The sequence below is a fragment of the Flavobacterium sp. KKT103 genome (genome assembly GCF_055640565.1).
The window spans coordinates 172,167-190,941 of the sequence record NZ_CM145766.1; the positions used below are offsets into that span (position 1 = coordinate 172,167).

At 35.3% G+C, this 18,775-nt stretch carries 18 protein-coding genes; 4 read left to right on the top strand and 14 right to left on the bottom strand.

The window, feature by feature from the left end:
• Positions 1–12: 12 nt before the first annotated feature.
• From murD to mraZ, 7 genes are read right to left on the bottom strand one after another with little or no spacing between them, the layout of a single operon-like run.
• A complete protein-coding gene (murD, locus tag ACZ2G0_RS00765; RefSeq protein WP_470308569.1) occupies positions 13–1,344 on the bottom strand; it encodes a UDP-N-acetylmuramoyl-L-alanine--D-glutamate ligase in 1,332 nt (443 codons plus the stop codon).
• Between the two features lies 1 nt (position 1,345).
• The gene (gene mraY, locus ACZ2G0_RS00770; protein ID WP_470308570.1) at positions 1,346–2,578 is read right to left on the bottom strand and encodes a phospho-N-acetylmuramoyl-pentapeptide-transferase; all 1,233 of its coding nucleotides are present in this window, start codon (positions 2,576–2,578) and stop codon (positions 1,346–1,348) included.
• A gap of 7 nt (positions 2,579–2,585) precedes the next feature.
• Complete coding sequence (locus ACZ2G0_RS00775) at positions 2,586–4,049, bottom strand: UDP-N-acetylmuramoyl-L-alanyl-D-glutamate--2,6-diaminopimelate ligase (protein WP_470308571.1); 1,464 nt, start codon at positions 4,047–4,049, stop codon at positions 2,586–2,588.
• Positions 4,046–6,049: a penicillin-binding protein gene (locus ACZ2G0_RS00780; protein ID WP_470308572.1), complete on the bottom strand. Its 2,004-nt coding sequence runs from the start codon at positions 6,047–6,049 to the stop codon at positions 4,046–4,048. Before ACZ2G0_RS00780 ends, ACZ2G0_RS00775 begins: the two co-directional genes overlap by 4 nt.
• A complete protein-coding gene (locus tag ACZ2G0_RS00785) occupies positions 6,040–6,387 on the bottom strand; it encodes an FtsL-like putative cell division protein (RefSeq protein WP_300289096.1) in 348 nt (115 codons plus the stop codon). Before ACZ2G0_RS00785 ends, ACZ2G0_RS00780 begins: the two co-directional genes overlap by 10 nt.
• A gap of 7 nt (positions 6,388–6,394) precedes the next feature.
• Positions 6,395–7,303 carry a 16S rRNA (cytosine(1402)-N(4))-methyltransferase RsmH gene (gene rsmH / locus ACZ2G0_RS00790; protein ID WP_470308573.1) on the bottom strand — a complete coding sequence of 303 codons (909 nt, stop codon included), beginning with the start codon at positions 7,301–7,303 and terminating at the stop codon, positions 6,395–6,397.
• On the bottom strand, positions 7,278–7,751 hold the full coding sequence (gene mraZ, locus ACZ2G0_RS00795; protein ID WP_300289094.1) for a division/cell wall cluster transcriptional repressor MraZ: 474 nt from the start codon (positions 7,749–7,751) through the stop codon (positions 7,278–7,280). The genes rsmH and mraZ overlap by 26 nt, the downstream gene beginning before the upstream one ends.
• Positions 7,752–8,134: 383 nt before the next feature.
• On the opposite strand from mraZ, the gene ACZ2G0_RS00800 reads away from it, so the two are divergent.
• On the top strand, positions 8,135–8,899 hold the full coding sequence (locus ACZ2G0_RS00800) for an alpha/beta fold hydrolase (protein WP_470308574.1): 765 nt from the start codon (positions 8,135–8,137) through the stop codon (positions 8,897–8,899).
• 30 nt (positions 8,900–8,929) lie between these two features.
• Positions 8,930–9,550 carry a ribosome biogenesis GTP-binding protein YihA/YsxC gene (gene yihA / locus ACZ2G0_RS00805; RefSeq protein ID WP_470308575.1) on the top strand — a complete coding sequence of 207 codons (621 nt, stop codon included), beginning with the start codon at positions 8,930–8,932 and terminating at the stop codon, positions 9,548–9,550.
• Positions 9,551–9,621: 71 nt separating this feature from the next.
• Here the strand turns inward: yihA and gldC are convergent, their stop codons facing one another.
• Both gldC and gldB read right to left on the bottom strand, forming a co-directional pair.
• On the bottom strand, positions 9,622–9,957 hold the full coding sequence (gene gldC / locus ACZ2G0_RS00810) for a gliding motility protein GldC (RefSeq protein ID WP_300289091.1): 336 nt from the start codon (positions 9,955–9,957) through the stop codon (positions 9,622–9,624).
• The gene (gene gldB, locus ACZ2G0_RS00815; protein WP_470308576.1) at positions 9,957–10,910 is read right to left on the bottom strand and encodes a gliding motility lipoprotein GldB; all 954 of its coding nucleotides are present in this window, start codon (positions 10,908–10,910) and stop codon (positions 9,957–9,959) included. Before gldB ends, gldC begins: the two co-directional genes overlap by 1 nt.
• A gap of 102 nt (positions 10,911–11,012) precedes the next feature.
• Here gldB and nadE point away from each other — a divergent pair, with 102 nt between their 5' ends.
• Positions 11,013–11,810, top strand: a complete 798-nt coding sequence (gene nadE, locus ACZ2G0_RS00820; protein ID WP_470308577.1) for an NAD(+) synthase — start codon at positions 11,013–11,015, stop codon at positions 11,808–11,810.
• Positions 11,811–11,904: 94 nt separating this feature from the next.
• A complete protein-coding gene (locus tag ACZ2G0_RS00825; RefSeq protein ID WP_300289088.1) occupies positions 11,905–12,534 on the top strand; it encodes a response regulator transcription factor in 630 nt (209 codons plus the stop codon).
• On the opposite strand, the gene dnaG is transcribed toward ACZ2G0_RS00825, so the two are convergent.
• The 5 genes from dnaG to ACZ2G0_RS00850 all read right to left on the bottom strand — a co-directional run bounded on the left by dnaG (position 12,535) and on the right by ACZ2G0_RS00850 (position 18,670).
• On the bottom strand, positions 12,535–14,508 hold the full coding sequence (gene dnaG, locus ACZ2G0_RS00830) for a DNA primase (RefSeq protein ID WP_470308578.1): 1,974 nt from the start codon (positions 14,506–14,508) through the stop codon (positions 12,535–12,537).
• A gap of 110 nt (positions 14,509–14,618) precedes the next feature.
• Positions 14,619–16,235, bottom strand: a complete 1,617-nt coding sequence (locus tag ACZ2G0_RS00835; RefSeq protein WP_470308579.1) for an ATP synthase subunit B family protein — start codon at positions 16,233–16,235, stop codon at positions 14,619–14,621.
• Between the two features lie 52 nt (positions 16,236–16,287).
• Positions 16,288–17,016 (bottom strand): hypothetical protein, encoded by a 729-nt coding sequence (locus ACZ2G0_RS00840; protein ID WP_470308580.1) that lies wholly within the window; start codon positions 17,014–17,016, stop codon positions 16,288–16,290.
• Positions 17,003–17,563, bottom strand: a complete 561-nt coding sequence (locus ACZ2G0_RS00845; protein ID WP_470308581.1) for an RNA polymerase sigma factor — start codon at positions 17,561–17,563, stop codon at positions 17,003–17,005. Before ACZ2G0_RS00845 ends, ACZ2G0_RS00840 begins: the two co-directional genes overlap by 14 nt.
• A 129-nt stretch (positions 17,564–17,692) precedes the next feature.
• Entirely contained in the window at positions 17,693–18,670 is a 978-nt protein-coding gene (locus ACZ2G0_RS00850; protein WP_470308582.1) for a polyprenyl synthetase family protein, read from the bottom strand.
• Positions 18,671–18,775 lie beyond the last annotated feature (105 nt).

The following is an 18,775-nucleotide window of genomic DNA, read 5'->3' on the forward strand; positions in this document are numbered from 1 at the left end:
TGTTTATCAGTCTTATAAATTCTGTACTGACTGTTTAAATTGATTTCCTCTATCTTCATAGTTTTCAAACAAATCAAAACTAGCACAAGCTGGAGAAAGCAATACTGTATCCCCTTTCTCAGCGATACGTTTTGCCATTTTAACCGCATCATTCATGGAGGTAACTTCAACCATAATGTCAACTACATTACCAAAAGCATCAATAATTTTTTTATTATCAACACCTAAGCAAATCACTGCTTTTACCTTTTCACGCACTAATGACATTAATTCATTGTAATCATTTCCTTTATCAACACCTCCAACAATCCATACGGTTGGTGTATTCATGCTGTCTAATGCAAAAAATGTAGCATTTACATTTGTAGCTTTAGAATCGTTGATGTATTGTACATTTTGGATTTTCAAAACTTTTTCAAGACGGTGCTCTACACCTTGGAAATTAGATAAACTTTCGCGAATTGTCGCTTTTCTAATTTGCATTAATTTTGCCACAGAGGTTGCTGCCATTGCATTTTTCATATTATGTTTCCCCTCTAAAGCCATAGATTCGGTTTCCATTTTAAATTCTTCTTGATTGATTGATACTTCCATTATGTTATTTTTTATATAAGCTCCCGTTTCGATAATTTGTGTCAATGAAAAAGGAATTAATTGTGCTCTTGTTTTATTGTTGGCTAGCCATGATGCAATTGCTTCGTCATCTGCATCATAAATGAGGTAGTCCTCCTCTGTTTGATTCATCGTAATTCTAAACTTTGAATCAATGTAATTTTCATATTTGTATTCGTATCGATCTAAATGATCAGGACTAATGTTAGTTATTATTGCAATATGTGGCTTGTAGTTTATAATTCCGTCTAATTGAAAACTGCTTAATTCTAGGACGTAAGAATCGTAATTTTCATCGGCAACTTGCCATGCAAAACTTTTTCCTATGTTTCCTCCCAATCCTACATTTAACCCTGCAGACTTTAGCAAATGATAAGTTAGCATTGCAGTAGTAGTTTTGCCATTACTACCTGTAATTCCTATCGTTGTTGCATTGGTAAATGGAGCGGCAAATTCAATTTCAGAAATTACCGGAATTCCTTTTTCCATCAGCTTTTTTACAATCGCAACTTTTTCAGGAATACCCGGGCTTTTCATCACTACATCTGCATTCAAAATGAGTGCTTCCGTATGCTTTTCCTCTTCCCAATCAATACCATTGTTCGTAAGAACCTCTTTGTACTTTTCTTTTATTTTTCCAAAATCAGAAACGAAAACATCGTATCCTTTTTTCTTTCCTAAGATGGCAGTTCCTACGCCACTTTCTCCTCCACCCAAAACTATTAGTCTCATATTATCTCAGTTTTAAGGTAACAATGGATAGAATAGCTAAGAGAATTGCAACAATCCAAAAACGGGTAACAATTTTACTTTCATGGTAGCCCTTTTTCTGGTAATGGTGATGCAATGGAGACATCAAGAAAATTCTGCGGCCTTCGCCAAAACGTTTCTTGGTGTACTTAAAATAACTTACTTGAAGAACAACAGAGAAATTTTCGACTAAAAATATTCCGCATAAAAGTGGAATCAATAATTCCTTTCGTACGGCAATAGCAAGTACTGCAATGATTCCTCCAATGGTTAAACTTCCTGTATCACCCATAAAAACGGATGCTGGATACGAGTTGTACCAAAGAAATCCTATCAACGCACCTACAAAAGCAGCTATAAAAACCGTCATCTCCCCCGAGTTAGGAATGTACATGATGTTTAGATAATTAGAAAATATGATGTTTCCTGAAAGAAAAGTAAAAATACCAAGAGCCAAAACCGAAATGGCCGAGGTTCCTGCTGCAAGTCCATCAATACCATCCGTTAAATTTGCCCCATTAGAAACAGCCGTGATTATAAAAATAACAACGGGAATAAAAATTAACCAAGCCCACTTTTCATATCCTTCACCTGTCCAAGCTAAGACTTCAGCATAATCAAATTCATTATTCTTGAAAAACGGAATCGTAGTAGCTGTAGATTTTTCTTCAACTGCTGTATATTTTCGATCTACCTGCTCCGTTCCTTGTTTAAAAATATCATTCTTTCCGGTATCTGTTCGAACGGTTACACTAGGATTAAAATAAAGAACAGTTCCAACTATAAGACCAAGTCCAACTTGTCCTACCACTTTAAAAATTCCTTTTAGACCTTGTTTGTCTTTTTTAAAGATTTTGATATAGTCATCTACAAAACCAATAGTTCCCATCCAAAGCGTGGTTACAATCAATAGAACGATATAAATATTGTGCAATTTTGAAAACAGTAATACAGGCACAAGAGTTGCAAAAATGATTATTAAACCACCCATGGTTGGTGTTCCCGCTTTTTCATTTTGACCTGCTAGTCCAAGTTCACGTACTGTCTCACCTACCTGCTGGTTTTGTAAAAATCGGATAATTCTTTTTCCATAAATAGTAGATAGCAATAAGGACAAAATAAAAGCCAACGCAGATCTAAATGTGATGTATTGAAAAACACCCGCTCCAGAAACGTGCATTGTTTGGTCTAAATATTGAAATAAATAATACAGCATATTTTTACTATTTATGTAATTGTTCTAATAATTCTTTAACTATTTTCATATCGTCAAAATCATGACGAACGCCATCAATTTCTTGGTAGGTTTCATGACCTTTACCAGCTATCAATATAATGTCGTTTGGTTGCGCTAGTTGACAAGCCGTTTTTATGGCTTGCTTTCTATCCGTGATAGATAGCATTTTTTTAAAATTTTGTGGAGCAACTCCAGCTTCCATTTCAGCTATGATAACCTCTGGATCTTCTTTTCTTGGGTTATCTGATGTAATAACAACTTTATCACTTAGTTCCGTCGCGATAGCTGCCATGATTGGTCGTTTGGTTTTATCACGATTACCACCACAACCCACTACTGTAATTAGCTGCTCATTTTTAGTACGGATATCACTAATGGTTTTTAATACATTCTCTAACGCATCAGGAGTATGTGCATAATCAACAATTGCTGTGATTTTAGCATCAGAAACTATGTATTGAAATCTTCCCGAAACACTTTCTAATTCCGATAGTAATCGAAGCGTATCCAAGCTGTCCATTCCTAGTTCAATAGCTACACCGTAAATCGCTAATAAATTGTAAGCATTAAAAGTTCCGATTAGCTTTACCCAAACTTCATTACCGTCAATTTTAAGCAACAGTCCCGACAATTGACTTTCTAAAATCTGAGCTCTAAAGTCGGCATAGGATTTTAGTGCATACGTACGTTTGGTTGCAACCGTATTTTGAAACATTACAGCGCCATTTTTATCATCAGCATTTGTTAATGCAAAAGCTGTTTTAGGTAAATGGTCAAAGAACGATTTTTTTACATCTCTGTACTCTGCAAAAGTGGGATGATAATCCAAATGGTCATGAGACAAATTCGTAAAGACACCACCGGCAAACTGCAACCCTTCTGTTCTTTTTTGATGAATTCCATGCGAGCTAACTTCCATAAAACAATAATCAACACCTACAGAAACCATTTCAGCTAGGTACTGATTTATAGTAACCGAATCAGGCGTGGTGTGAGTAGCCTTGCACTCTACCTCATCAACCATGATCTTCACCGTCGAAAGCAATCCAACTTTATATCCTGCTTTTTTAAATAACTGGTACAATAGCGACGCAATAGTTGTTTTCCCGTTTGTACCTGTTATACCAACTAGTTTAAGTTTAGAAGAGGGATTGCCGAAATAATTAGCCGCCATAAAAGCTAATGCTTCATTAGTATCTGCAACCTTTACATAGGTAACGCTCTTGTCTAAATTATCAGGTAAAGTATCACAAACAACCGTTTTAGCACCAAGACTAATGGCCGTATCTATAAAATCATGTCCATCAGCAACCGATCCGCGAATGGCAACAAAAACATCTTTAGTTTCTAATTTTCTAGAATCAAATTCAATTTTACCAATAGCGTTATCCGTCGAACCTTGAACTGATTCGATAGCTACTTTATATAATATGTCTTTAAGTATGATCACAGTAATTCTAATGTTATTGTTGTGTTTTTTACTAAATTCTCACCTGCTTGCAACGATTGAGACTTAACTTTTCCCATTCCTACTACTTTCACTTTTACGTCTAAATTTTCGAGTAAAGCAATGGCATCCATCCCAGGCATTCCTTTAACATTAGGCATGGCTTTACGCCCTTTTTGCATTTTAGCGTAATACGTATTGTAATTATCCTCTTGCTTAGGAATCTTGCGGTTTAGATTTTTAATTTCATTGGTAGACGGGATATCTGTAAATATTTTTTGAGCAATTCTTTTAAAAACCGGTCCCGCTACATCCGCTCCATAGTAATTGTTATTAACCGTACTTGGTTTATGAACTACTACAATACAAGAATACTTCGGTTTGTCAGCCGGAAAATACCCAACGAAAGAAGATGCGTAATATTTACCCGATCCACCATCTTTAGAATAATTTACTGCAGCCGTCCCTGTTTTTCCAGCCATCGAAAAGTCTTTCGAGTATAGTTTGGAAGCCGTTCCTCTTTTAACTACATTTTCCAAAACTGCTCGTACCTTAGACAAAGTCTCATTTGAACATATTCTAGGATTGATTACCTCAACACCCATTTTTTTTATGGTTCTGTTCCATTCTTTAATCTCTGAAACAAAACGCGGCTTAATCATCACTCCATTGTTTGCAACAGCATTATACAAGGCTAATGTTTGCATAGGCGTAACAGATACTCCGTAACCAAATGCCATCCACGGAAGTGATATACTCGACCAATTTTTATCCGAAGGTTGTGGGATAAAAGGCCTTCCTTCGCCTTTAAAATCCATATTTAGCTTCTTATTTAATCCATAAGAATTTACATGGTCAACAAATTTTGATGGATTATTTTTATAATTATTATAGACAGCTTGAACAAGGACTGTATTGGATGATAGCTCAAAACCCCTACCTAATGAAATTTTTCCATAACCACCGGTATGCGAATCACGTACAGATCTTCCGTAATACTTTACTACCCCGCCATGAGTATCGTAAACCGTGCTCGTATCTGCTACTTTATCTTCAAGAATGGCCATTAAATCCACTAGCTTAAAGGTCGAACCAGGTTCGTGAGACTCGGTTACAGCATAATTAGTGGTTTCATAATAGGTTCCATCTGAACCTCTACCTAAATTAGAGATTGCCTTAACGTGACCTGTTTTTGTTTCCATTACAACAACACAACCGTGATCTGCTTCGTAATCTTCTAATTGTTTCAATAATGCATGATGCGCAATGTCCTGAATGTACACATCAATAGTTGATATCACATCGTAACCATCTTGCGGATCTACTTCATTTACATCACGAATGGGTTTCCACTGCCCTTTGGCAATTTTCTGTTTGAGGATCTTACCGTCTTTCCCATTAAGGTAGTCTTTGTAAGCCCATTCTATACCTCTACCTTCTTCTTGTCCGCTACTACTAGTTCGCTCATAACCAATGGTTCGCTCGGCAATTTTGCCTATTGGATGTTCCCTTACCGTTTTTTGCTCCACAATAATCCCGCCTTTGTAAGCACCTAATTTAAACAAAGGGAAACCCTTAATTTTCATATAATCCGTATAACTCAAATCGCGAGCCACTAGATAATATCTGTTATTTGTTGCTCTCGCTTTTCTAAGTTCGTTAAGGTACCAGCTTGATGGTTTTCCTAAAACAGTAGCCAAGGAATCCGAAAGCAACTTCACATTATCTTCAAAAACCTCTCTTTTGGGTGCTTTTGCGTCAAAGCGAATGACATAATTTGGAATTGAGGTTGCTAGCAAACTGCCATCAGAAGAATAGACATTTCCTTTATTAGCAGGAATCACAAAGTTTCTAACCGTACGCTCTTTAGCTAATTGACGATAATAAGCTCCTTCGACCCATTGAATATTTGTTAGCTTAAAGGCAATTAAAAACGCCATAAATAAGATCGCAAATGCAACAAGGTAGATTCTATAGGATATATTTTTATCGTCTACTGCCATAATTTTTTTAGAAAACTTTGCTCTTCTACTTTTTTAACTTTGATTTTTATTGGTGGTACTGTCGATGGAAAAATTTCTTTTTCAATCATCTTGTTCGATACGGTCGACTCCATTCGTAACTTCATTAATTGCGAGCGCCTGTCTACAAACTCCGATCGTAGTTCCTTTACATGACTTGTCAGTGCAGCAATTTTAAAAACTTTTTGCTCGTAGCGCTGGGTATTTGCTATCATGATTATCGCCAAAATAATTACAAACACAATAAAACGCCAGTTCTTGGTTGCATCGCCATTAATTAAAAATCTTGCTTTTAATATATTGTAAATACTCGCTTTCATAGTGGCGTTATTTTTTTTCAGCAATTCTTAACTTAGCACTTCTTGCTCTATTGTTTAGTTTGATTTCGGCAGCGTTTGGAATAATTAATTTACCTACACTTTTAAATGGGACCGAAAAATTTCCAAAGAAGTCGCGTTCAGGTTCCCCCTCAAACATTCCGTTTTTTATAAACCTTTTAACTAATCGATCTTCTAGAGAATGGTAAGAGATAACACTTAATCTTCCTTCAGGTTTTAAGATTTCCAAGGACTGCTCCAAAAATTCTTTTAAAACATCCATTTCTTGGTTCACCTCTATTCGTATGGCTTGGTATATTTGCGCAAGCACCTTATTCCGTACTTTTTCGGGTAAATATTTAGCTAAAACTTCTTTTAATTCATCTGTGGTTTTAATAGGATGAGTCTCTCTTGCTTCAACGATTGTTCGCGCTAGCGCTGGAGCATTTTTCAACTCACCATAATCATAAAAAACACGTTTTAGATTCGCATCATCGTATTCATTAACCACCTTGTAGGCATTTAAATCACTTTTTTGATTCATTCGCATATCTAAATCGGCATCGAATCGAGTAGAAAACCCTCTTTCAGGAACATCAAACTGATGAGAAGAAACCCCTAAATCTCCTAAAATCCCGTCTACATTTTTCGCACCATAAAAGCGTAAAAAACGTTTTAGAAATCGGAAATTCTCGTTTATCAAAACAAAACGATCATCATCGATAGCATTCGCCAAAGCATCTTGGTCTTGATCGAAAGCAAATAACTTACCTTCAGGACCTAGCCTACTTAAAATCTCTCTTGAATGCCCACCTCCACCGAAAGTAACATCAACATATATCCCATCAGGCTTAATATTTAAACCATCAACACTTTCTTTCAGCAAAACTGGATTATGATATTCCATTGTCGTCGTCATTTATATTTCCCATTACATCCTCTGCTAAATCTGCAAAATCAATATCCTCTCCGCTTATAGACTGCTCATAAAGGTCTTTGTCCCATATTTCAACAATATTTACCGCCGAAGAGAAAACCACCTCTTTAGAAATATTTGAAAAAGCAACTAAATCCTTTGGCACAAGCAACCTTCCTAAAGCATCAATTTCAACAACCTTTACACCAGCTGTAAACCTGCGGATAAAATCATTGTTTTTCTTTACAAAGCGGTTAAGCTTATTGATTTTTTGCATCATCAAATTCCACTCTTCCATTGGATACAGCTCTAAACATGGCTGGAATACAGAACGCTTCAAGACAAACCCGTCTTGAAGAGAAAGCGTCAATTGCTTCTTCAAAGGAGCGGGTAACAACACCCTCCCTTTCGCATCGACCTTACATTCATATGTTCCAACTATTGTATTCAACAGAATAATTTTAGAATTGATTTAAAGCAAAAATATAAAAAATTCTACCACATTTTACCACAATATACCACTTTGTTAATAAGTTTAACCACTTCTTACCTAAAAACCCTAATTTTACTAGAATCAGATTGTTACCAACTTTAGCAAACTCAAATGAATAATGTGCAGCCATATAAAACAGACAGCTATTTTTCTGTAAAAATTTAACCTAAACGGTTCTTTTTTCTTAGTTCTAAAAAAACCATAAAACCACTTAGCTTTTGACAAAGTCCGCGAATCAAAATGAGATTTATTAAATAATCTTCTTAAAAAAAGAGTGCAAAAATTCTTTTTAATTTTTTAAATCCTATATTTGTGAAAATTGAAAATACGCAGTCAAAAAGATGGACAAAAACTATAAAAAAGAAGGCAGATACAGCTATTATGAAGCAGGAGAAGGCACACCTATTGTGATTCTACACGGCTTAATGGGCGGCCTTAGTAACTTTGATGGTGTGGCAAGTTACTTTTCTGAAAAAGGATATAAAATAGTTATTCCTGACTTACCAATTTATACACAAAGTCTTTTAAAAACGAATGTTAAAAGCTTCGCTAAATACGTCAAAGACTTTATCACTTTTAAAGGCTTTGACCGAGTGATTCTTTTAGGAAATTCATTAGGTGGACATATCGCATTGTACCATACTAAAATGTATCCAGAAAAAGTAGCTGGATTAGTGATTACCGGTAGCTCTGGTCTATACGAGAGCGCAATGGGCGATAGTTACCCAAAAAGAGGTGATTATGAATACATTAAGAAGAAGGCCGAAGATGTATTTTACGATCCAAAAATCGCAACTCCTGACCTAATTGATGAAGTTTACGCAACGGTAAACGATAGAATCAAACTCATCAAGACGTTAACCATTGCTAAGAGTGCTATCCGGCACAACATGGCGAAAGATTTACCAAAAATGCACGTGCAAACGGGTATTATCTGGGGGAAGAACGACAAGGTAACACCACCAGATGTGGCAATCGAGTTTAACAAATTACTTCCTAATTCAACCTTGTATTGGATTGACAAATGTGGTCACGCAGCTATGATGGAACACCCTGATGAATTTAATCGTTTATTAGAAGAGTGGCTTACTAAAACCAATCTGTAGTCGCGCGCTGCAAGGATTAACAAAAATAATATGAAAATAAATACCGCCGAGTTTGTAATTAGCAATTCAGATGTTAGTAAATGCCCCAAGGACTTTTTACCTGAATACGCTTTTATAGGTCGTTCTAATGTTGGGAAATCATCATTGATCAACATGTTGACTAATCACAAAAAATTAGCCAAAACATCAGGTCGTCCCGGAAAAACACAGCTTATCAATCACTTTTTAATAAACTCTAACTGGTTTTTGGTCGATTTACCAGGCTATGGTTATGCTAAAGTATCTAAAAAGACGAAATCAGTTTTTCAACAATTTATTACTGATTATTTTGAAACGAGAGAACAATTAGTTTGTGCTTTTGTTTTGATTGATATCCGCCACGAAGCGCAAGCGATCGATGTGGAATTCATGAGTTATATGGGCGAAAGCGAAATTCCGTTTTGCATTATCTTTACCAAAGCAGATAAGATTAGTAAAGTAAAAATTGATTCTCACATTGCAGCGTATAAGAAAAACATGTTCGCTAATAATTGGGCCGAAATGCCTCATTATTTTGTTACATCTGCTACAGAATCGATAGGAAAAGAAGAGCTTTTAAGCTACATCGACGAAGTAAATCAAGAAGTTTTCAAAAACAATAACCAGTTTTAGAATACTACACTTTTAAATAATAAAAAAACGCAAAGCTTACAGTAAGCTTTGCGTTTTTTTATGACTATACTTTACTGCTTAAGTTCTAATTTCTCAGCAAAGTAATCGCAGAAATCTTTCATGGTGTCGGTCATTTTTTCATCGCCAGTAGCTCTAAAAAAAGTATCAGACATGGCTACTAAGGTTTGATGAAAGAAAATTTTCATTTCGTCAACAGGCATGTCTTTGGTCCATAAATCAATACGCATACTTTCTTTTACTTTGCTGTCCCACACTGAAAGCATAATCGCTTTTGACTCTGCTAATTCAATACCACCATCTTGCGCCGACCACAACAATTTCTCTGGCACTCGGTTCTCATCTAGTTCAACTAAAAACTTAATTTCTGATCTATTATTATCTGACATTACTTTTTGGGTTTATATTTGGATTTCTTAAATATTTCTTGCGCATTCGTTTGCAATAATTGCTGCAAAGATACTTCATTGTTTTTCATATAAGAGTTAACAATTTGCCAACCTATATATGCACCAACTTTTCCCGGCGACTCATTATCGATTTCTAAATAAAACTTAGAGAAAGGAGCTGGGTTAATGAAGCGCGGAATAAGCTTTTGATCATCGCTGTACAATAATTCTTTGTCAATGAAGTAACGCCAAATATAGCTTTCATTTTCCTCGCACCAAGTCAGCTGCTCCGGCGTATAACCTATCAGTTCATTTACAGGTGCCTCAGGCAAAAACAACTCTTTCATATATAGTTCTTTTCCCGCTTCAACCATGCTACCCAATAATTTTTTATCGAGATTAGGGGGACTTACTTTTTTATAGAAACTACTAACAACATCAGGCATTATTTGATTCTCTTCGAAGTTTTGCTTGATATAATTAGGAAACTGATAAAACTTATGCTCTTTCCCTAAGTACATTTCTAGCGACACAATTACTAAGCTATCCGCATAAATAACTTTATTATCATAATCCATTTCAGAGATTACAGTAATTACCTTTGGAGTTTTCGTTTTTGGGAAATAATATTGAATGTGCTTGAAAAGCGATTCAAAATCAGTTTTAAGCTTGTCATTAGTTGGATATTTTTTCTGGACCTCTTGGTATAATTCTCGCCATAGCGGATTTTGAATTTTCTCAATCCATACAGCATCATCATTTCCTTCGGGAAAAAAAAACGGATATTCCATCTTAATTTTCTGCAATTGATCGGGTGGTGTTTCGAAGAAAATTTTATCGAAACGCACTACACCTATCTCTATTGATGCATCAGCAATAGCAGATTCTTGCTTACTTTTTTGATTACATGACAAAAAAAACAAGGGTATAAACAAAATAAGGCACTTTTTCATTATATTTTATTTAAATTTGCACCTACATAACAAGGTGTTAAAGAGAAACTTTAATAAATTTCAGCAAAGATACATTGCAAGTTTCGAAAACTTAAACAATTTATGACTAAAAATAATACTATTCTAATCGAAAAAGTAAATAATCAAATTGTCAATTGGTTAAAAAATTATGCGCAAAACGCAAAAGTTAACGGCTTTGTTGTAGGAATTTCAGGTGGCGTGGATTCAGCCGTTACTTCGACATTATGTGCTCAAACTGGTCTTGATGTATTGTGCGTCGAAATGCCTATTCATCAGCACGCAAGTCATGTTAATAGAGCTAAGGAACACATACAGCAATTAAAAGATCGCTTTCCAAATGTGCGCAGTGTGGAAGCGGACTTAACGACTTTATTCGAAACTTTTAAATCTACTGTTTCCACTGATTACCCTGAAAATAAATTAAGTTTAACACTAGCCAATACTAGAGCTAGACTTAGAATGACTACCTTATATTACTTTGCCGGAGTTAATGGCTTATTAGTAGCCGGAACAGGAAACAAAGTAGAAGATTTTGGCGTAGGCTTTTATACCAAATACGGAGATGGAGGCGTTGACTTAAGTCCTATTGCTGACTTAATGAAATCCGAAGTATTCCTTTTAGCTGCTTACTTAAATGTACCCCAATCCATATTAGAAGCACAGCCATCAGATGGATTATATGGCAATGAAAAAACAGATGAAGACCAATTAGGAGCATCGTATGATGAACTTGAATGGGCCATGCTAGAAGCTGAGGCAGGAAAGTCCTCAAATGACTTTAACGGCAGGCAAAAAGAGGTTTTTGACATCTACAAAAAATTAAATACCACCAACCAACATAAAATGAATGCAATACCCGTTTGTATAATTAATCGTTAATATTTTTATTTGTAAGGAATTTTAGTAATAATTAAAATTTTTTCACTAAATTTATGAATGATTAGTAACAAACAACTTAAAAAAATTAATGATTATGATAAAAGTTTGTTTTGCCGATAATTACCCCGTAGTACATTTTGGCGTTAAATCTTATTTTAAAGAACACGCTGAAATCTCAATTGTTGCCAATGTAGGTAGCTTTTTGATGATCCGCGATATCTTGCTCACTAAAGAAGTTGATGTCTTAGTTTTAGATCTTGAATTAGAAGGTCTTTCTAGTATTTTTGAAGTCAAGTCGATTTTGAAAAACTTCCCAAAAACGAAGATTATTATTTTTAGTGGACTTTCTGAGCAAATATATGCCCCTAACGCCATTAAAGCTGGTGTATCTGGATACGTTCACAAACAGGAAAAACTAGAAACTCTTGGACAGTCTATCATCAAAGTTAATCAAGGTAAGATTATCATGAATGAAACTGTTAAGAAGAACCTAGCTTTAATTGCTAAGCAAAGTAAAAGTGAGCGTTTATATAGAAAACTTTCTAACCGTGAAGTTGAAGTATTACGTTATTTAAGTGGTGGTAAGAAAAACCACGAAATAGCTGATATTTTAGGCTTGAACGAAAAAACGATTAGTACTTATAAACTGCGTTTATTAACGAAGCTTAATGTAACTAACTTGGTTGACTTAGTCAATAAAGCTAAAACACTAGAGATCGTTTAATTAAAAACGAGACATTACTCTACCTAATTTTTTAGAAAAGGCGCGAGTCAATTCATTATAATCTTTTATTAGAGTCATAGGCTCCGTATTATCTGCATCAGGTAATATGGAGCTTTTTAGTTCATCTATAATCTTTCCTACTAAGTACCAACGTAACGTTAAGATGGTTTCAGATACATTTTGACTTATGGTATCGTTTTTAGATTTAGGAAAGATATTTTGACCTTCCCAGTTGTGCATCACTAAGCGCTCCTCTTCCATTAAAATATCGGTTACTTCTTGAGCAAACTCGGGTTGTAATCGCATCAAATAGTGCTCTAAATTAAAGCTATCATTTTGCAGATAAAAATTAATTAGATCATTAAACAATTCCCTAAACAAAGGATTTGCGAGCTCAACCTCATCCTCTTGCAAACTGAGATATATCCTATGGAAAACTTTGTATTCCTTGAATTCAACGACATGTTCAATCTCACCGTCGTCATTAGATTTCATCATCACATCTTCAAACTGTTCTAATTTATCTCCATACAAAAGCAAAATCTCTATAATCTTGCGCTCCAAGCGATACAAAATATCTACCTTTTGCACTTCGGCAGGATTTTGATTTTTTATAACATTGAAAGCTTTTTGCTCGGATTCTTTCTTCTCCGTTTTAACATGCTCGGCACTATCTTTTTGAACTAACTGCGCTAAGGTGCTTTGCAATACTTGTTCAGAAATATCCATTATACGAGAACATTCTTGAATATAGATTTCGCGTTGAATACGATCTGGTATTTTAGAAATACTAACCACCATATCCCGAATCAAATCTGCTTTTTTTATTGGGTCATTCTTAGCTTCCTTCATTAAAAGTGAAGCCTTGAACTGTATAAAATCCTTGGCGTTTTCATCTAAATACGCTACAAGATCATCGTGAGACGTTTTTTTAGCAAAACTATCTGGATCTTCCCCGTCAGGAAACGAACAAACTTTTACGTTCATTCCTTCTTCTAGAATTAAGTCAATACCTCGGATAGACGCTCGCAAACCAGCGGCATCACCATCAAATAGCACGGTAATGTTTTTCGTAAGCCTGTTAATCAATCTGATTTGATCGGGTGTCAAAGCTGTACCTGAGGAAGCAACCACATTTTCGATTCCAGATTGATGAAACTGAATCACATCTGTATAACCTTCCACAAGAAAACAATTGTTTTGCTTGGCAATAGCTTGCTTTGCATGATAGATTCCGTACAGTACTTTACTTTTATGGTAAATGTCGCTCTCGGGAGAGTTCAAGTATTTGGCTGCTTTTTTATCATTGGTTAAAATACGCCCTCCAAAACCTAAGGTGCGTCCTGACATACTTTGAATAGGGAACATAACGCGACCTTTAAATCGGTCAAAGGGACGGTCTTCTCGCGGAATTGTTAAACCCGTACTTTCTAAAAATTCTAATTTATATCCTTTTCCTAAAGCCTCTGTTGTAAAAGCATCCCAAGCTTCGGGAGAATATCCTAAGCTAAATTTCTCTATCGTTTCAGCAGTAAACCCTCGTTCTTTAAAATAAGAGAGTCCAATCGCCTTACCTTCCTCTGATTTTAGAAGTGTTTGATGAAAATAATCTTTGGCGAAGTCCGAAACCAAATACATACTTTCGCGAAGATCCGTATTCGCTTTTTCGGCATCCGTTAATTCCGTTTCCTCAATCTCAATATTGTATTTTTTTGCGAGGTATCGTATCGCTTCCGGATACGTGAAATGCTCGTGCTCCATTAAAAAAGCAACTGAGTTCCCTCCTTTTCCTGAACTAAAATCTTTCCAAATTCCTTTGGCCGGAGAGACCATAAACGAAGGCGAACGTTCATCTGAGAACGGACTCAATCCTTTAAAATTACTTCCTGCTCTTTTCAATTGAACGAAATCGCCAATAACCTCCTCTACTCGAGCAGTTTCAAAAACAGTATCAATAGTCGCTTTAGAAATCAATTTAATTTGGGCTAAAAGTTATAAAAAGTCAAAGTTACAAAGTTTTTAAATAGCAAAACCCTTTCGAGATTTATTATCTGAAAGGGTTTGCCAACTAACTCAAAAATGGTCTAATTAAAATCAAATCGTACTCCAAGTGAAACATTATTCTGCTTCACTACGTTGTCTTTAAACAATGGATTCAAATCGTATTTTAGGTACAAACTTGTAGCTCCATAACCTACATAGGTACTTAAACCGTAAATAAAATCACTGGTATTAAAACCACCTTTGTACTTATCCGTAACATCGTGATTGTCTACTTGATATTGCAGTATTTGTTTCGTTTTTAACCTTGCACCCGCGTATCCTCCAAGACCTATTCTCCAGGATTGATGTGTTTTATAGTAGGTACGATCTTCTTTTACCGTTTTTCCCGAAAAATCAAATTCTAAATGGAGCGGCATCACCAAATATACATTTCGTAAACGCGCATCATCAATTCGAATGCTATTAAACGCAGGGTTTGAGGTATTCGTTTGAAGGATGGTTTGATTGCCGCTCGTTTCAAAAAATCGATTGTTAGTAGGTCTCAAATTATTATACATTAAAGACAAACCATACTTTGCATGCAATAAATTATTATTTTCAACAAGTCGAGTATTGTATGTAACTCCCCATTCGTAAAAATGAGAACCTGCATATCTAAAATCAGATTTATTTACCGAGCCATTAGTTACAAGATTGTTTAATCCCGTTGCTAAAACCAGCTGACTTGTGGTACGTTTAGATTGACGTTCCTCCTTGTCCTCTTGCCCATTATAAACCTTCATTGAGGTAATATTAATTTCAGTTTGTCTCTCCCCAATTTCACCAGTATTATTTCCCATCATGATCATCCTACCACCACTACGGGTATCTTTTTCCTCGGTTACTTTTCCGTTTACTTTATCTTGAACTAATTGATTCAGTTTTTCTTGTTCTAAAGTTACACGTGTTTCGATTGCAGCGGCATGAACTTTTGCTTTCTCTAGTTTGAGTTCGTCTGCATTTGCTTTGGTGATAGCACCATCAGCAAGATCTTTGTCGATTTTTTCAATTTCAGTTTTTAATGCATCCTTCTCGCCTTCGGTTATTTTTTTGATTTCATTGGCGATTGCTTTTGCTCTTTTCTCAAACGAAATGATTTTATGATCTCTTCCTTTGTTGTAACCAGTCTCAGGAATACTATCGTCTACGATTTCTAATTTTACATCTTTAAACCAAATTTGTCCTACACCATCTAACAATACACCATATGAAATAGAAGTTGCTTCTTGAGGCACAAATAAAACGACTTCGTATTTTTCCCAATCTTTAGTTCTTTTAATTCCTCTATTTCGCATGTTATCGAAAGCTAAAACATCGGTACTGTAATAATCAACACGCATCCATAAACCAGCCCAGCTTTTAACATTCTCGCTTTTAATATAGCCCGTCATTTTAACTGTTTTACCTTTATATTCATCTGATTTTACAGTTTTCATTATGGTTCCAAAACCATTTATTTTTTTTTCAATTGAATTGATTCTTAAAACATTTTGGTTCTTGTAAACTGTACTAGTATCCTTGCCCATTTGATAACTCTTTGGTTTGGAACCAGCATAGTACCATTCGGCTTGGTATTTATTATCCACTACTTTTTGCGCACTAAGCTTTGCTACAGCGGAAACTAAAAAAAGGATACTGATTAAAATAATTTTTCTCATGATTTTCGTTTTTTGATTATTGTTCGTTTTTTGATTGATGATTGATTTATGCTTATTCTTCGTAATTTCTATTCACTAAAACTGTTTTAATACTATTAAAATTTTTACTCAACTTTATCAATGCAGTCTCTCTAAAAGTTTGATTTAATTCGGTTTCTGCACTGGAAAGTAAGCTGTTCGGATTGACGGTATAGCTTTGTTTTGGAAAATTAGTAGTTTTTTCAGTTCCTGATTTATCTAACTTTGTGTTAGTAACTGTCGCTAACAATTCATTCGCTGAAATGTATTTATTACTAGTTACAGTTGCGATGTCTTTTGTCACTGGAACCGATACTAAACTCTCTTTCTCCTTAACCATAGTAGAAACTGCTGCCGCTAAAACCTGATCATCTTTACTGTTTGTTGCTTTTTTAGGTTCTACTTTAGCCACGACAACTTGCATTAGCTTACTGTTTTGAGTTCCTACTTTTTCAGCAGCAATTCCTTCTTTTTTCACGATTTCCTCTTTCTCAGGAAGCACTATTGTATTTTGATCTACCACTACAGGCGCACCCTTTTGGATCAGGTTGCTATCAAAATCCAAATTAAAGATCGTTGTTAGTAATAAAAAACCAATAAGGCCAGCTGCGATGAATACCCAAGAACGTCTCGTTTTTTTACTTTTAGAAATTTCGGCAGCATCGAGCATGGAATCCAACTTGCCCCACGTACCAGCCGAGGGAGTAATGCTCCTTGCCTCCATTTTTTTCTTTATACTGTAATCGAATTTATTTGGTTCCATAATCAAACTTATTAGTTGCCTTAATTTGCTGTTGCAAAATTTTCCTAGCGTGTGACAATTGCGACTTAGATGTTCCTTCATTAATCCCTAACATTTCCGCTATTTCTTTATGTTTATATCCCTCGATTGCATACAAGTTAAACACCATTTTGTAGCCTTCCGGCAAATTATCTATCAGTAATTGAATGTCATCTGTGGCTAATTCGCATTCTTCTTCAGCTGTTGTTTCCTCCTTATAAAACCCATCATCGATGAAACTTACTTTTTTGTTTACCCGTAAAAACGAGATACATTCATTAACCACAATTCGTCTTATCCAACCTTCAAAACTGCCACTAAATTGAAATTTTTTCAAATTGGTGAATGCTTTCATGAAAGCGGTTATCATAACATCTTCGGCTTGCTGTACATCTTTGACATACATACGACAGATGCTCAACATTTTTGGAGAAAACTTAGAATAGATTTGTTGCTGTGCTTGCCGATTGTTATCGACAGCCAACTGAATCATTGCTTGTTCCTCTTGATGTAAATGGATTACTTTCAAAGTTGTTGTAAAGGGTTTCTATTACTATAGACGATTCTCGATTTAAAAAGGTTGCATCGAGTGGTAAAAAAAGTATAAAAAAAGAATTAATAGCTGGAATCTTTCCTTGATTAGAAGGACGAATTAGCTTTATTTTTTTCGTTCGATCACGTAATTGACCATTAAAATAAGAGCTTCTTTAAAGTCAGAATTGGGATAATTATCTAATAATAAAAGTGCTTCTTGCTGGAATTGCGCCATTTTATTTTCGGCATAAGCAAGGCCATTATTATCTTTTACAAAAGCAATAACTTCTTTGACTCTTTTTTTGTCCTTATTGTGGTTTTTGATCGAATTAATTAACCATGACTTTTCTTTTGAGGTACACGTATTCAAAACATGAATTAGCGGAAGCGTCATTTTTTGTTCCTTAATATCAATTCCGGTTGGTTTTCCGATAGCTTCATCAGTATAATCGAATAAGTCATCTTTGATTTGAAAAGCCATTCCTATGAGTTCACCAAATTTTCGCATGTTCTCTACTTGACCTGCATCTTCAATTACTGATTTTGCACCTAGTGCACAGCAAGCCGCAATAAGGGTAGCGGTTTTTTTTCGAATGATTTCGTAATAAACATCTTCCGTAATATCGAGTCTTCTGGCTTTTTCTATTTGAAGCAGTTCACCTTCACTCATTTCACGTACTGCTACTGAAATGATTTTTAATAAATCGAAGTCGTCATTGTCTATAGAGAGCAATAATCCTTTGGAAAGTAAATAATCACCAACCAATACTGCAATTTTATTTTTCCACAAGGCATTAATGGAAAAAAATCCGCGTCGTCGATTGCTATCATCTACGACGTCATCATGAACTAAGGTTGCCGTATGAATTAACTCAATTACACAAGCTCCGCGATAGGTTCGCTCATTAAGAGTTCCACCAGACACCATTTTGGCTGTCAGGAAAACAAACATGGGTCGCATTTGCTTTCCTTTGCGATTTACGATGTAGTAGGTAATCCTATTTAGTAAAGCCACTTGGGAAGTCATAGATTCATAGAACTTTTTTTCGAAAAGTTCCATTTCTTTCAAGATGGGCTGTTTTATTTGAGAAGTGACATTCATTGATGCTGCAAAGTTACGCCTTTTACTACTACAAAGAAACTATTAAATAACAGTGAGTACAATTGTCCTTCACCGCGTAATTTTAATGGTAATTTTGTCCTATTG

Excerpts from the sequence above, each read along its gene's own strand:
- nadE (WP_470308577.1), top strand. The coding sequence starts at position 11,013 with ATGACTAAAAATAATACTATTCTAATCGAAAAAGTAAATAATCAAATT.
- ACZ2G0_RS00780 (WP_470308572.1), bottom strand. The coding sequence starts at position 6,049 with ATGGCAGTAGACGATAAAAATATATCCTATAGAATCTACCTTGTTGCA.
- murD (WP_470308569.1), bottom strand. The coding sequence starts at position 1,344 with ATGAGACTAATAGTTTTGGGTGGAGGAGAAAGTGGCGTAGGAACTGCC.
- ACZ2G0_RS00835 (WP_470308579.1), bottom strand. The coding sequence starts at position 16,235 with ATGAGAAAAATTATTTTAATCAGTATCCTTTTTTTAGTTTCCGCTGTA.
- yihA (WP_470308575.1), top strand. The coding sequence starts at position 8,930 with ATGAAAATAAATACCGCCGAGTTTGTAATTAGCAATTCAGATGTTAGT.
- ACZ2G0_RS00785 (WP_300289096.1), bottom strand. The coding sequence starts at position 6,387 with ATGAAAGCGAGTATTTACAATATATTAAAAGCAAGATTTTTAATTAAT.
- gldC (WP_300289091.1), bottom strand. The coding sequence starts at position 9,957 with ATGTCAGATAATAATAGATCAGAAATTAAGTTTTTAGTTGAACTAGAT.
- rsmH (WP_470308573.1), bottom strand. The coding sequence starts at position 7,303 with ATGACGACGACAATGGAATATCATAATCCAGTTTTGCTGAAAGAAAGT.
- ACZ2G0_RS00840 (WP_470308580.1), bottom strand. The coding sequence starts at position 17,016 with ATGGAACCAAATAAATTCGATTACAGTATAAAGAAAAAAATGGAGGCA.
- ACZ2G0_RS00850 (WP_470308582.1), bottom strand. The coding sequence starts at position 18,670 with ATGAATGTCACTTCTCAAATAAAACAGCCCATCTTGAAAGAAATGGAA.
- gldB (WP_470308576.1), bottom strand. The coding sequence starts at position 10,910 with ATGAAAAAGTGCCTTATTTTGTTTATACCCTTGTTTTTTTTGTCATGT.
- ACZ2G0_RS00800 (WP_470308574.1), top strand. The coding sequence starts at position 8,135 with ATGGACAAAAACTATAAAAAAGAAGGCAGATACAGCTATTATGAAGCA.
- ACZ2G0_RS00825 (WP_300289088.1), top strand. The coding sequence starts at position 11,905 with ATGATAAAAGTTTGTTTTGCCGATAATTACCCCGTAGTACATTTTGGC.
- mraY (WP_470308570.1), bottom strand. The coding sequence starts at position 2,578 with ATGCTGTATTATTTATTTCAATATTTAGACCAAACAATGCACGTTTCT.